Origin of the sequence: Demequina sediminis, from assembly GCF_039545075.1 — a bacterium.
Classification (GTDB): domain Bacteria; phylum Actinomycetota; class Actinomycetes; order Actinomycetales; family Demequinaceae; genus Demequina; species Demequina sediminis.
Genome location: NZ_BAABRR010000005.1, coordinates 60,221 through 73,986 on the forward strand (window position 1 = coordinate 60,221; position 13,766 = coordinate 73,986).

Annotated in this window: 11 protein-coding genes; 3 read left to right on the plus strand and 8 right to left on the minus strand. The window is 71.9% G+C overall.

Going from position 1 to position 13,766, the window contains the following annotated elements:
* Positions 1-6: 6 nt before the first annotated feature.
* The 8 genes from murD to mraZ all read right to left on the minus strand — a co-directional run bounded on the left by murD (position 7) and on the right by mraZ (position 9,138).
* Complete coding sequence (gene murD, locus ABEA62_RS05835; protein ID WP_345379068.1) at positions 7-1,386, minus strand: UDP-N-acetylmuramoyl-L-alanine--D-glutamate ligase; 1,380 nt, start codon at positions 1,384-1,386, stop codon at positions 7-9.
* Entirely contained in the window at positions 1,368-2,453 is a 1,086-nt protein-coding gene (gene mraY, locus ABEA62_RS05840) for a phospho-N-acetylmuramoyl-pentapeptide-transferase (protein WP_286216328.1), read from the minus strand. Before mraY ends, murD begins: the two co-directional genes overlap by 19 nt.
* Positions 2,450-3,808, minus strand: coding sequence for a UDP-N-acetylmuramoyl-tripeptide--D-alanyl-D-alanine ligase (locus tag ABEA62_RS05845; protein ID WP_286216330.1), 1,359 nt, complete (start codon positions 3,806-3,808; stop codon positions 2,450-2,452). The genes mraY and ABEA62_RS05845 overlap by 4 nt, the downstream gene beginning before the upstream one ends.
* Positions 3,805-5,346, minus strand: a complete 1,542-nt coding sequence (locus tag ABEA62_RS05850; protein ID WP_286216331.1) for a UDP-N-acetylmuramoyl-L-alanyl-D-glutamate--2,6-diaminopimelate ligase — start codon at positions 5,344-5,346, stop codon at positions 3,805-3,807. The genes ABEA62_RS05845 and ABEA62_RS05850 overlap by 4 nt, the downstream gene beginning before the upstream one ends.
* Positions 5,347-5,348: 2 nt before the next feature.
* The gene (locus tag ABEA62_RS05855) at positions 5,349-7,139 is read right to left on the minus strand and encodes a peptidoglycan D,D-transpeptidase FtsI family protein (protein ID WP_286216332.1); all 1,791 of its coding nucleotides are present in this window, start codon (positions 7,137-7,139) and stop codon (positions 5,349-5,351) included.
* 5 nt (positions 7,140-7,144) lie between these two features.
* The gene (ftsL, locus tag ABEA62_RS05860; protein ID WP_286216334.1) at positions 7,145-7,555 is read right to left on the minus strand and encodes a cell division protein FtsL; all 411 of its coding nucleotides are present in this window, start codon (positions 7,553-7,555) and stop codon (positions 7,145-7,147) included.
* Positions 7,552-8,547 (minus strand): 16S rRNA (cytosine(1402)-N(4))-methyltransferase RsmH, encoded by a 996-nt coding sequence (gene rsmH / locus ABEA62_RS05865; protein ID WP_286216335.1) that lies wholly within the window; start codon positions 8,545-8,547, stop codon positions 7,552-7,554. The genes ftsL and rsmH overlap by 4 nt, the downstream gene beginning before the upstream one ends.
* Positions 8,548-8,670: 123 nt before the next feature.
* Positions 8,671-9,138, minus strand: coding sequence for a division/cell wall cluster transcriptional repressor MraZ (gene mraZ, locus ABEA62_RS05870; RefSeq protein ID WP_286216336.1), 468 nt, complete (start codon positions 9,136-9,138; stop codon positions 8,671-8,673).
* Positions 9,139-9,339: 201 nt separating this feature from the next.
* Here mraZ and ABEA62_RS05875 point away from each other — a divergent pair, with 201 nt between their 5' ends.
* Genes ABEA62_RS05875 through ABEA62_RS05885 form a run of 3 tightly spaced genes read left to right on the plus strand, consistent with a single transcriptional unit; the run spans position 9,340 to position 13,732 of the window.
* Complete coding sequence (locus ABEA62_RS05875; protein ID WP_286216337.1) at positions 9,340-10,335, plus strand: AAA family ATPase; 996 nt, start codon at positions 9,340-9,342, stop codon at positions 10,333-10,335.
* Positions 10,332-11,588, plus strand: coding sequence for a DUF58 domain-containing protein (locus ABEA62_RS05880; RefSeq protein ID WP_286216338.1), 1,257 nt, complete (start codon positions 10,332-10,334; stop codon positions 11,586-11,588). Before ABEA62_RS05875 ends, ABEA62_RS05880 begins: the two co-directional genes overlap by 4 nt.
* On the plus strand, positions 11,585-13,732 hold the full coding sequence (locus tag ABEA62_RS05885) for a transglutaminaseTgpA domain-containing protein (protein ID WP_345379070.1): 2,148 nt from the start codon (positions 11,585-11,587) through the stop codon (positions 13,730-13,732). The genes ABEA62_RS05880 and ABEA62_RS05885 overlap by 4 nt, the downstream gene beginning before the upstream one ends.
* Positions 13,733-13,766: the final 34 nt, after the last annotated feature.

Sequence of the window (13,766 nt, forward strand, 5' to 3'; positions counted from 1 at the left end):
CACCCCCTAGCGGTCCAATGCCTCCACCGCCCTGGTGAACGCCTCTCCTCGGTCCGCGTAGCTGCGGAACTGATCCATCGATGCGCACGCGGGTGACAGGAGCACCGTGTCTCCCGGCTCCGCGAGCCCCCCGGCGGCCTCGACCGCCCGTTGCATCACATCCTCCCCCGGCGCGATGGACACCACGGGTATCTCGGGCGCGTGTCTCGCGAGCGCATCGGCGAGCGGCGCCTGGTCGACCCCGATCAGCACCGCCGCGCGCACGCGCGGACCGATCGCGGACACGAGCGAGGAGAACTCCTGCCCCTTCGCGAGTCCTCCCGCGATCCACACCACCGAGCGTGGAGCGCGACCGCCGAAGGCCGCCTCGACGGCATGCGCGTTGGTCGCCTTCGAGTCGTCGACGTACGCGACGCCGTCGACGTCACGCACCCATGCGGTGCGGTGGGCATCGAGCCGGAATCCGCGGAGCCCGTCGCGCACGGCCTCGGGCGCCACGCCCACCGCGCGGCACAGCGCCGCGGCGGCGAGCGCATTGAGGGCAAGGTAGGGCGGCACGTCCCCCGCCACGAGGTGGTCGAGGTCCTCGACGTGGGCGAGTTCGATCGCCTCGTGGTGGCGCGAATCGAGGAACGCCCTGTCGCACATCACGCCATCGACGATCCCGAGCTGCGACACCGCGGGCGCTCCGAGCGTCACACCGATCGCGCGGGCGCCGTCGATCACGTCGGCCTCCTCGACCATCGACTCAACCAGGCGATCGGCCGCGGGATACACACACGCGACGCGCACGTGCTGATAGACCTTCGCCTTGTCGGCGCGATAGGCCTCGAGGCTGCCGTGCCAGTCGGTGTGGTCGTCGTCGGCGTTGAGGCAGACGGCCGCGTGCGGCGAGATGGTGTGCGCGAAGTGCAGCTGGAGGCTCGCGATCTCGACGGCGACCAGGTCGCACTCCTCGCGCGCCGCGTGAATGACGGGAATCCCCATGTTGCCGCACACGCGCACGTCGAGCCCGCCTGCCGCGGCGATCGCCCCGACCATCTGGGTCGTGGTGGTCTTGCCGTTGGTGCCCGTCACCATGACCCAGGGGATGCCCGGTCGGCGCACACGCCACGCGAACTCCATCTCGGACCAGATCTCGAGACCGGCGGCCTCGCATGCACGCACCGCCTCGGAGTGCGGCGCGAAGCCGGGAGAGGCCATCACGAGGTCGAAGGCCTCGAGCTCGAGCTCGCTCACGTCCAGGTGGTCGGCCGAACCGTTGGCGTCCACGGTCACCGCCGTGCCACCCAGCTCGCGCGTGACCTCGGCCGCGGCGGTGCCTGCGATCCCTGTCCCGAGCACCAGGACCCGCTTGCCCGCGAGCGTCACAGGGAGGCCACCCACTCCGCGTAGAACAGCCCCACGCCGAGACCGGTGAACATCGCGGCGATGATCCAGAAGCGCGTGACGATCGTGACCTCGCCCCACCCCATGAGCTCGAAGTGATGATGCAGTGGCGCCATCTTGAACAGGCGTTTACCGCCCGAGATCTTGAACCACCCGATCTGCAACACGGAGCTCGCGACGACGAGCACGAACAGCCCACCGACCACGACGCCGAGCACCTCGGTGCGCGACAGGATGGTCATGCCCGCGATCGCGCCGCCGAGCGCGAGCGAACCGGTGTCGCCCATGAAGATGCGCGCAGGCGACGCGTTCCACCACAGGAAGCCCAGGCTCGCGCCCGCGATCGCCGCCGCGAGGATCGACAGGTCCCACGGGTCGCGCACCTCGTAGCAGAGCGAGCCAGCCCCCGGCACTCCGCAGCGCTGGTTCACCTGCCAGATGAGGATCAGCACATACGCGCCAAAGAAGATCACCGCGGTTCCCGAGGCAAGACCATCGAGTCCGTCGGTGAGGTTGACCGCGTTTGACCACGCGGTGATGAGAAAGTTCGACCAGATGACGAAGAGGATGAGCGCGATCGTGGGGCCCCAGATCGCGAGATCCAGCTGAGTGTCGCGCAGGAACGAGATCGCGGTCGAGGCCGGCGTGACTCCCCTGGCATCCTCGAACTGCAGCGCGAGGATGCCGAACGAGACACCCACGATCCCCTGGCCCAGGAACTTCCAGCGCGCGCTCAGTCCCAGCGAGCGCTCGCGCGAGATCTTGATCGCGTCGTCGAGGAATCCCACGACGCCCAGTCCCACCATGAGGTAGACCACCAGCAGGGACGATGCGCTGGGCGCGCGTCCCACGATGAGGTTGCCTCCCAGCCAGCCCACCACCGCGGCGACGATGATGATCACGCCGCCCATGGTCGGGGTACCGCGCTTGACGTGGTGGCTCGCGGGGCCGTCTTGACGGATGAACTGGCCGAACTGGCGCCGCGTCAGATAGCGGATGAAGAGCGGCGTCGCGAGCAGCGACAGGAGGACTCCGAGGCCTCCCGCGAACACGACGCCCTTCATGCGGTTCCTCCCACGAGCTGATCGGCGAGCTCCCACAGGCCGGAGCCGTGCGAGGCCTTGACGAGCACGGTGTCCCCCGGCCGCAGCATGCGATCGAGGAGCTCTCGCGCCTCGCCGATTGTAGCGACGAAGGCCGCCTCGTCACCCCACGAACCCTCCCTCACGGCCGCCACATACGCGGGCCGCGCGCCGTCTCCCACGATGATCGTGTGGTCGATGCGCAGGCGCACGACGTCCGTGCCGATCTCCGAGTGGATGGTCGCCGAGGCGTCTCCCAGCTCGCGGATCTCGCCCAGCACGGCGACAGTGCGGCCGCCGTCGGCGACGAGCTTGAGGGCGCGCAGGGCGGCCCTCACGGATTCGATCGACGCGTTGTACGCGTCGTCGATGATCGTGACGCCGTCGGCGCGCTCCGTGAGCGCCATGCGGTGTGCGGACAGCGGTCGCGCCGCCGCGATCGCCTCCCACGCCGCGGCACCGTCGACTCCACACTCGACGGCCACCGCGAAGGCGGCCAGAGCGTTGGTGACGTGGTGCTCGCCCACGAGCGTGAGGGTGCGCCGCGGGAGGTCGCCGATCGCGAACGAGGCACGGCCACGCTCGGTCGTGAGCCCGACGGCGCGGTGGTCGCCGGTCGACACGCCAAAGGTCACCACGCGCTCGGCCAGTCTCGCCATCCCGGCGACCCTGGCATCGTCCGCGTTGAGGACCGCGACGCCGCCGGGCACGAGCCCGCGCACGATCTCGCTCTTGGCCACCGCGACGTCGTCGGGCGAGGCGTACTCGCCCATGTGGGCGGTGCCCACGGTGAGCGCCACCGCGACGTCGAGAGGGGCGATCGAGGTGAGGTACGCGATGTGGCCGAGACCGCTCGCCCCCATCTCGAGCACGAGGTGGCGGGTCGAGGAGTCGGCACGCAGGACCGTGAGCGGCAGGCCGATCTCGTTGTTGAATGAGCCGACCGGCGCGACCACGTCGGGCAACACCTGTGCCAGCAGGTCCTTCGTCGTGGTCTTGCCATTCGAGCCGGTGATCCCGATGACGGTGAGGTCGCCCTCGGTCCGCAGCAGCGCCAGATACGCCCGCGCGAGTGCGCCGAGCGCCGCCGTGACGTCGCCGACGAGCACGTGGGGGCCGTCGACGGGGCGCGACACGAGGCACAACGAGGCCCCGTTGGCGAGCGCCTGCGGCACGAAGTCGTGGCCGTCGGACCGCTCCCCCACGAAGGCGGCGTACAGCCAGCCTGGACGCACGTCGCGCGAGTCCTTGTCGACGCCCTCGACCAAGGTGTCCACGTCGGCGGCGAGCGTCCCGCCCGCCGCATTCGCGACCCATTGAGCCGTGACCGGCCTCACGCGCCGCGCTCCTCGTGGACGGCGGCGAGGGCCTCGAGGAACGCGCCAGCGTCCGTGTAGGGATAGTGCACGCCGTCGATCTCCTGAGTGGTCTCGTGCCCCTTGCCGGTGGCGATGATGGTGTCGAGCGGACCCGCCATCCGCACCGCGGCCTCGACGGCAGCGGAGCGGGGGCTGATCTCGAACACGTCCGTGCGGCCCTCGCGCGTCGCGTCGACGCCCTCGAGGATGCGCGCGCGGATGTGCTCGGGCGGCTCGGTGCGCGGGTTCTCGTCCGTGACGATCACGACGTCGGCATGCGTCGCCGCCGCGCTGCCCAGACCCGGCCGCTTGGAGTCATCCCGGAGCCCGTCGCAGCCGAACACGATGATGATCCTGCCCGGGGTGACCAGGCGCATCGCGTCGAGCACGCTCGCGATGCCGTCGGGCGTATGCGCGTAGTCCACGACCGTCATGGGAGTGGACTCGTCGCGCGCCGTCACGACCTCGGTGCGTCCCGGCACGGGCCGGGCCGATGCCACGCCAGCGATCGCGTCGGCGAGCGGCACCCCCGTGGCGTGGGCCGCCACGATCGCGCCCGCGGCGTTGGAGACGTTGATGAGGCCGGGCAGGCGCACCTCGGCGTCGTGGCGCGAGCCGTCCGGCGCCACGAGCACGAACGTCATCCCGCCGCGGTCCGCGGGTCGCGCGTCGACTGCGGCCCAGTCCGCGCGCGGAGACCCGGGACGGGTCGCGACCGTCTCCACCGGCACCGTGGACTCCCCCACGAGCCGCTGGCCCCACTCGTCGTCGACGAGCACCACCGCGCGATCCGCGAACTCCGGCGTGAAGATGCGCGCCTTCTCCTCGAAGTACTCCTCCATGGTGTGGTGGAAGTCGAGGTGTTCATACGACAGGTTCGTGAACAGCACGGTGCGGAAGCGCGTTCCGGTCACGCGGTCGAGCGCGATCGCCTGCGAGGACGCCTCGGCCACCGCGGCCGTCACGCCCTCTTCCCTCATGCGCGCGAGGAGGCCCTGCAGCATCGGCGCCTCCGTCGTGGTGCGCGATGCCGGGGTGGCGCTGTCGCCGATCCTCATCTCGACCGTTCCCAGCAGGCCCACCGACGCGTGGGTGGTCCGCAGCGCGCCCTCGACCAGGAAGGACGTGGTGGTCTTGCCATTGGTGCCCGTGATGCCGATCAGCGCGACGTCGCGAGAGGGATCTCCGTAGATCTCCGCTGCCGCCAGCGCGGCGGTGCGCCGCGGGTGCGTCGCGACCAGCACGGGCAACCCGGTCGCGCGCGCCTCGGCGGCGCCCGCACGGTCCGTGAGGATCGCGGCCGCACCGCGCTGCGCGGCCTGGGCCGCGAAGCGGGCGCCGTGCGCGTTCTCGCCCGGCAGCGCGCAGAAGAGGTCGCCGGGCTCGACCGCCCGGGAGTCGACCGTCGCGCCCGTCACCGTGACGTCCGCTCCGTGCAGGTCCGCGCCGGCGCGCGCCTCGATGGCGCTCAGCAGGGCGCCTGCGACGCGGCTGGGGCGCATCGCGAAGTCCGGCATTCTCACTCCCAGGTGGTCGGGTACAGCGTGGGCTCCGTCGTCGACGGAGGCACCCGCAGCGACTGCAACGCAAAGGTTGCCACATCCTTGAACACGGGCGCGGCCGTGGTACCACCCCAGATTTCCGTCTGCGGGTCGTACAGGATGACAGACACGACGATACGCGGGTCGTCGGCCGGGGCGATGCCGATGAACGACGCGACGATCGAGCTCAGCTTGCCGTCGGGACCGGTCGCCTGCGCGGTACCCGTCTTGCCCGCGACGCGGTAGCCGTCGATCTTGGCGAGCACTCCGGTGCCGCCTTCCTGGGTGACGTCCTCGAGCATCGTCATCAGCTGCGTGGCCGTCTTCTCGGAGACCACCCGCTCGGGCTCGTCGACCTCGCGCTCGACGAAGGTGCCGTCGTCCTTGCGGAAGCCCTTCACGACGGTCGGCTGCAGGCGCACCCCGCCGTTCGCGATAGTCGCGAAGACCTGCGTCGCCTGAACCGCGGTCACGGAGACGCCCTGGCCGTAGGTCACGGCCCACTTGGTGCGGCCGTCCCAGTCCTCGGCGTCGTGCAGGATGCCGGGCGACTCGGCGAGCAGCCCCACGTCCGTGCGCTTGCCGAAGCCGAAGGCATCGAGGTACTGCCAGCGCTGCTCCGAGCTGAGCAGCTCGCCCACCTGAACCGTGCCCGTGTTCGAGGACTCGGCGAGCACGCCCGTGAGCGTGAGCTTGAGGTCCTCGTGCTCGTGCGAGTCCTGGAACGTCTGGTCGTTGTCGGTCGTGTACCGATACGGCGCGATGAACTCGCTCGTGGGGGTCGCGACGCCCTCCTCGAGGGCGGCGGCCATCGTGATGACCTTGGCGGTCGAGCCCGGCTCGAAGACGGTCGACACGGACTTCGCGCCGCGATTGGCGGCATCGGTCGCGCCGGGATCATTGGGGTCGACGCTGCCGGAGTCCACGAGCGCCAAGATCTCGCCCGTGGTGGTGTCCTCGACCACGACCGTGGCGTGGCTCGCGCCGGTCTGCGCGAGCGCCTCCTCAACACGGCCCTGCACATAGAACTGGATGTCGCGGTCGAGGGTGAGCACCACGTCGTCACCGGGCACCGCGGCGGTCTCCTCGCGCACCCCGGTGGGAATGAGGTAGCCACCCGACCCGTCCCGCTCGTACGTCATGGTGCCGGGAGTCCCCAGCAGCTGCTCCTCGTACGCGGCCTCGACGCCGGTGAGTCCCCACACTCCGGGCGCGTCCTCCTTGCCTCCCATGAATCCCACGACGTTGCCCGCGAGGTTGCCGTTCGGGTACAGGCGCTTCTCGACCGCCTCCGGCTCGATGCCGGGAATCTTCTCCGCCGCGATGAGGTCCCAGGTCTCGGGGGTGATGTCCTTCGCGAGGTAGACGAACGTGCTGTCGCCGACCATCTTCGCGCCCAGCTCCGCCGCGTCGATTCCCAGGATGGGCGCGAGAATCTCTGCCGCACCCGCGGGGCCCTCCGCGAGCACCACGCCGTCCTCCGTGCGGACGAAGTCAGCGATCTTGACCTGGTTGACGCCCACGTTGTAGCGCTGCACCGAGGTCGCGAGCACCGTCCCGTTGCGATCGACGATGTCCGCGCGCGGCACGCTCACCTCTTGAGTGACGAGCCGCTGCGACAGCGCCTCGGAGGACAGCACCGAGGAGCGGACCCCCTGGATGAGGACCAGGCGTCCGGCGAAGACCAGCAGCACCGCGAGCAACACCAGCGAGATGACGCGCTGACGCAGCCGCGGATCCGCGAGGCGCGGAGCGCGGGGAGTGGCCATGCGGTCTACTTCTTTCCGGTCTCGAGGACGATTCCGTCCGATAGTGACACGAAGCCGAGCGCCGTCGCGGGAGCCATGCCGAGCTCCTCGGCGCGGGCGGCAAGGCTCGCGGGGGCCGCGTTGGTCTCGAGGGTCTCGAGGTACGCCGCGCTCTCCTTGTGGAGGGCGGCGATCTCGATCTTGAGGTCGCGGCGCTCGTACGCGCCCTCGGTCATCGAGGTGTTGAGCAGCAGCACGGCCGACAGCGCGCCGATCACGATCGCGACGCACAGCGTGGCGAAGGGCAGCAGCGACCGGCCACGCTCGGGCGCCTGGACGGCGCGCAGGTGAGTGCGGGTCCCCGTCTCGGGGCGCGCGCTCGGCGCGGTGCGGGGGTGCACGGCGGGACGCGGCTGGCGCAGGGGTGCGGCGCTCACGGGTTCCTCCTGAGTCGCTGAGGCGGGGTGGGACGGAGGCGCTCGACCGCGCGGAGGCGGACGGGCTTGGATCGGGGGTTGCGCTCGGCCTCCTCGGCCGAGGCCTTTTCCGCTCCCCGGGTGAGGAGGCGCAGATAGGGAAGGTCCTCGTCCGGCACGACCGGCAGTCCGGGAGGGGCCTGAGACTCGGCGCCGGCGGCGAAGGCGCGCTTGACGATCCTGTCCTCGAGGGAGTGATACGACATGACGACCACGCGGCCCCCCACCCCGATCCCCTCGATCGCCGCGGGAATCGCTCGCTCGAGCACCTCGAGCTCGCGGTTGACCGCGATCCTGAGGCCCTGGAACGTGCGCTTGGCCGGATTGCCTGCCCCCGGCGTACGCGTCGCGGCGGGAATGCACGCGCGCACCAGATCGACGAGCTGCTCCGAGCGCTCGAACGGCTCGGTCTCGCGACGCCGCACAATCGAACGGGCGATCTTGGAGGCGAAGCGCTCCTCGCCGTAGTCGCGCAGGATGCGCGTGAGCTCGCGCTCGTCGGCGTCTCGCAGGAGGTCGGCCGCCGAGACCGGATCGGCCGGGTTCATCCTCATGTCGAGCGGCGCGTCCTGCGCATACGAGAAGCCGCGCTCGGCATCGTCGATCTGCAGCGAACTCACGCCGAGGTCGAGCAGGATGCCGTGGGCCCGGTCGGCGCCGGCGGCCGCGAGCGCACCCTCGATGTCGTCGTACTCCGCGTGGTGCGCCACGAACCTATCGCCGAACCGTGCGAGCCGCGCCGACGCGAGGGCGATCGCCTGCGGGTCGCGGTCGATTCCGACCACGCGCGCCTCGGGGCAGCGCTCGAGGATCGCCTCGGTGTGACCGCCCATGCCGAGGGTGCCGTCGATCGCGACCGAGCCGGGTGCGGCGAGGGCGGGGGCGAGCAGGTCGACACAGCGCTCCAGCATCACCGGCGTGTGCCGCGATGCGGCGTCGCGTTCCTGGTCCATGTGCCCCTCCCCTCCCGTGAGTGATTGCCCGTCCTGCTCGTGCCTCGTGGTCTCCCTCCGAGTTCCTCTGGCGGGGGGAAGTCCGCCAGAGCGATCCGGGAGGAGGCCACGAGGCACGAGCCCCTACATGTCGTCGAAAATCTCTGCGGCGGTCTCCGCGTAGGCGTCCTCGCCCGCCTCGAGGTAGTCCTCCCACTTCTGGGCGTCCCACACCTCGACCCGGGAACCCATGCCGACCACGGCGACCTCGCGCTCGAGCCCCGCGTAACGGCGCAGGGGCTGCGACAAGAGGATCCGTCCCTGCTTGTCGGGGATGTCGTCGCTCGCGTGCCCCAGGAAGCTGCGCAGGTAGTCGCGCGCGGCCTTGTTCTCGAGCGGGGCCCGGCGCAGCCGGTCGTGGATGTGCGCGAACTCGTCGAGCGGGAAGAGGAACACGCAACGGTCGAGTCCTCGCGTCGCGACGAGTCCCGAGGCGAGCCTGCCGCGGAACTTCGCGGGCAGGATCAGGCGGCCCTTGTCGTCGAGACGCGGCGTGAAGGTGCCGAGGAAGACGCCGGTCGGGCCCAGCCCGAGCGTCGCGGTGTCCGACATCGGCCCTCCCCTCCGGCTCCCGGCCTCTCCCGATGTCCCCACTTTACTCCACTTTGCTCCACAAATCTCGGTTCCGGGGCGAAATGTGGCGCAGATATGGATATATCCCCAGGCAAAGACGCGACGATGCGGTGGAGGGATTTGGCCGATCCCGGAGCGTCATGCGTCAACTAGGCTCGGACCAAGGGAAGAGGGGTACCCATGACGATGACCGTCCCGACCACCGAGGAACTCGCGGAGGTGGCCGACCTCGCCCGGCGCGTGCGCGCTCAGCTCGACACGGTCCTGTCCGGACTCGACGACGCAATCGACGCCACGCTCGCGACGGTGCTCGCGGAGGGCCACCTGCTCCTCGAGGACGTGCCGGGGGTCGGCAAGACCACCCTGGCTCGCGCGTTGGGCAGGGCGGTCGACGCGAGCGTGGGACGCATCCAATTCACGCCCGACCTGCTGCCCTCTGACGTCACGGGCGTGAGCATCTACCGCGCGGACGACCACTCCTTCGAGTTCCGCCCCGGACCCGTGTTCGCGAACATCGTGGTCGCGGACGAGATCAACCGCGCGTCGCCGAAGACCCAGGCCGCGCTACTCGAGTCGATGCAGGAGCGCTCCGTGACCGTCGACGGGGCGACGCGGGCGCTGCCCGCCCCCTTCCTCGTGGTGGCCACGCAGAACCCGGTCGACATGGAGGGCACCTACCCGTTGCCCGAGGCGCAGCGTGACCGCTTCATGACACGCATCGCGGTCGGCTATCCGTCGGGTGCCGACGAGCTCGCGATGCTCGAGTCCCACGACGGGCACGACCCCCTCGGAGACGTGGTGCCCGTCACCAGCGCCGCCGCACTCACCCGCGCGATCTCCGTGGTGCGCCGCGTGTACGCTTCCACCGCAGTAAAGCAGTACATCGTCGCGGTGGTGCGTGGCACCCGCGCCAGCGCCGACCTGCGGCTGGGAGCCTCACCTCGCGCCTCGCTTCAGCTGCTCGCCGCGTGCAAGGCACGCGCCGCGATGCTGGGGCGGGACCACGTCCTGCCCGACGACGTCAAGTCGCTCGCCGTCCCCGTCCTCGCGCACCGGGTCATCCCCGCGGCCCAGGCACGGGCGGCGGGACGCAGCGCCGAGCAGATCGTCGCCGACGTCGTGAGCCAGGTCGCCGTCCCGACGGCACGCGAGCCCGAGCCCCTGCGCCGAGGATGACGGCACGCGGCGAGGTCGACGGCCCCCATCACGGGGCCGAGACCACGGTGTCGCCCCGCGGGATCGGCCTGATCGCCGCCGGCGTGGCCCTCCTCGCTGTCGGGATCGGCTTCGCGTCGGCTCCGCTCGTCCTGATCGGCGCGACTGCCCTCGCCGCCGTCGGGGTGTCCGCGGCGTGGATCGCGCTGCACGCTCTCGCGCTGCGGCGCCGGGTCACCGCGGTGACCCGCGAGGTCGTGCCCGGCACCCTCAGCGCGGGAACGGCGGGCGAGGTGACCGTGAGCGTGGGACTGGGCGGCGGGCTCGCTCGTTCCCTGCGGCTGCGCGAGCAGGCGGCCGCGGAACTCACCGGCGGCGACGCGACGCGCGCCGTGATCTCTCGCCGCCCACGCGCGATCGAGTTGCGCTACGCGCTGTCGCCCGTGCGCCGAGGGCGGTGGCTGCTCGGGCCCGCGCTGGCCCGTTCCGCGGATCCGTTCGGACTCGCGTGGAGCGACCGGGCGCTGGGCGAGGCGCGCCAGGTCACGGTCTGGCCCCGGGTCGTCGACCTTGCCGCGAGCGCGGGAGAGCTCATGGGCTCGGCGGATCGCGCCCATGCGGGCGCCCGCACCCCTGCCGCGGACGACGCCTCGCTGCGCGACTACCGCGACGGTGACGACCTCCGACGGGTCCACTGGGCGTCGTCGGCGCGCCGCGGGACCTTGGTCGTGCGCTCCGAGGAGCAACAGGGGCGCACGACCGCGACGGTCCTCCTGGCGCTGCCACCCTCCCGCGGCGCGCTCGAGTGGGCCATCTCCGCCGCCGCGTCGGTCGCGCTGTCCGTCATCGAGGCGGGCCACCCCGTTCGCCTCATCGCCGGCGCACAGGAGAGCGGCACACTGGACGCCTTTGGCCGCGCCGCCGACGGCGCGCGCGTGCGGCTGCTCGACTCGACCGTGGATCTCCAGGCGCCCGCCAGCACCACCGAGTCGGACCGCCTCCTGGTGGCCGGCGCGGCACGGATTGATCCCGGTCACCGCGACGTGGTCGTCGCGGTGATGGAACCGGCGGGGAGCACGGCCGTCACCGCGCTCGCGCGCCTGGGCGAGGGCGGCCGCGCGTGGGCGATGGTGCGCTCCTCGCTCGCCGCGCGCGCGAGGGCGGAACGCACCGTGGAACAGCTCCGTGCCGCCGGGTGGCACGCGATCCACACTCTCGAGCCCGAGCCGATCGAATCCGCGTGGGCACGCCTGCTCGCGGAGGCCGCCGCATGAACGCGCCGTGGCGCCTCATCGCCACCCCGCTCGTGGCCCTCGCGGTGGCGCTCGGCCTGGGCGGGCTCTCGGGCCTCGTGGTGTTCGGGTCGTGGCTGTCCTCGCTTGCGGCTGTGCTCGGTGCCACGGCCGCGATCGTTGTCATTGCGCGTGCAGCGACCGGGCGGCCGTTCCTGCCCACCGTCGTGGGGCTCGTCTGCGGAGCGTGGCTGCTGATGGTTGCCTTCGTGCCCGGCCCCGAGGGTGGTCGCACCTGGATCCCCACCCCCTCGGCGCTCGAGGGCGTTCGCGCGGTCGCGGCGGAGGCCGTGCGCTACGCGGCCGACACCGTCGCTCCCGCCGAGGTCTCCCCCGCGCTCGCCGCCGCGATCACCGCGGGGGCGCTCGCGCTCTTCCTGCTGGTGGACGCCGTCGCGGTCGGCGCGGGATTCGCCGCATCGGCCGGCTTCCTCCTGGTGGTGCCGTGGCTGCCCGCTCTCACGCTCGAGCGCCGCATCCCCACCCTCGCGCTGCTCGGCGCCCTCGCGGCGTGGCTCGGGGTCGTCGCCCTGTCCCGGCGGATCGACGCGGGACCGTGGCGATCCCGTGACCGCGCGGGCGCGCCCGCGGCACCCGCAGCCGCGGCCGCGGTAGCCGCGACGCTGCTGCTCGCGTCGATCACGGCGCCGCTCGCCGTGGGCGGACCCGGCTGGGGTGCCGCCCCCCGCATTGCGCTCCCCGACTCGCTCGGCGGCGCCTCGCGACTCGACCTCGACATCGACCTGCGCGAGTCACTGAACGGTCGCTCGACGTCCCCCGTGCTCAGCTACACCTCGACGGGAGGGCGCGTGGACGTGCTCCGCGCGTACTCCTTCGACACGTTTGACGGCAACCGATGGGACCGCGAGAGCGGCGGAGAGACCGTGCCCGCGACAGGCGTGCTGTGGCCCGAGCCCTTTGACGGCTGGATCGAGGGCGAGTCGAGCTTCCTCACGATCAGCACCACGGACCTCAGCGAGTCCCGCCTGCCCATCCCCGCGGCGCCGCGGTCGATCACCGCGGCGGCAGGCTGGGTCTACGACCGCTCGACGGACGAGGTGGTGTCGGACTCCCCCTCGGGCACACGCGGACTGCAGTACTCGGTGCGGCAATCGACGGACTTCCACTCCGAGGAGGCCCTGCGCGCCGCCGAGGAACTCATCGCGGCGGGAGGCGACGAGGCGGTCCCTGCCCGCTACAGGGAACTACCGGATGGCATCGACGTCGAAGGACTCCGCACGGTGGCGACGGCCTTGACGGCCAGCGCGACGGACCGCTACGAGTCGGCCCTCGCGCTGCAGGAGTACCTGCGCGGGCCGGGCTTCGTGTACGACACGCAGGTCTCGCCGTCGGGCGACGATGCCGTGACGACGTTCCTCGAGACGCGACGGGGATACTGCGTCCAGTTCGCGACGGCGATGACCGTCATGGCGCGCACGCTCGACATCCCCGCGCGACTCGCGGTCGGCTTCCTGGGAGGAAGCGAGAACGTTCCCGGCGAGTACGTGGTGCGCGGGCGCGACGCGCATGCGTGGCCGGAACTGTACTTCCCCGGCCACGGCTGGGTGCGCTTCGAGCCCACGCCCTCCGTGCAGACGGGAGCGCGACCGCCGTACGCCGAGCCGGCGGAGGCTCCCGAGCCCGTCGTTCCCGACGTGCGCGACACCGCACGGCCCACGACCGCGCCCGAACCGGTCCTGCCGACGACCGCGCCCACGGCCTCCCCCACGCCGACCCCCGCTGACGAGGGCGGATTCCCGTGGCTCGCGGTCGGGACAGGTGCGCTCGTCCTCGCGGCGGTCGCGGTCGGGTGGGCGCGACGACGATCCGGCGCCGGACCCGTCCGGGACGCGGAGGACGCGTGGGCGCTTCTGCGCACGAGACTCGGAGCACGCGCGGGAGACGACGCCCTCACTCCCGCCGAGACCGAGCGCGCGATCCTCGACGGCGGGCCCGAGCTAGGCGCCGAGGCTCGCGAGGCGCTCGGCCTGCTGCGCGTGGCGGTCGAGCGTCAGCGGTACGCGCCACGGGGCGAGAATGGCGCCGATGCCCCGCTGCGCGCGTGGGTCGATGTCGTGTCGACGGCGGCGCGCGAGGCGGAGCGGGCAGCCGGGACGCGAAAGTAGGGCGTTCGCCTCAAGGCCGCTCTGCGCGGCGCCC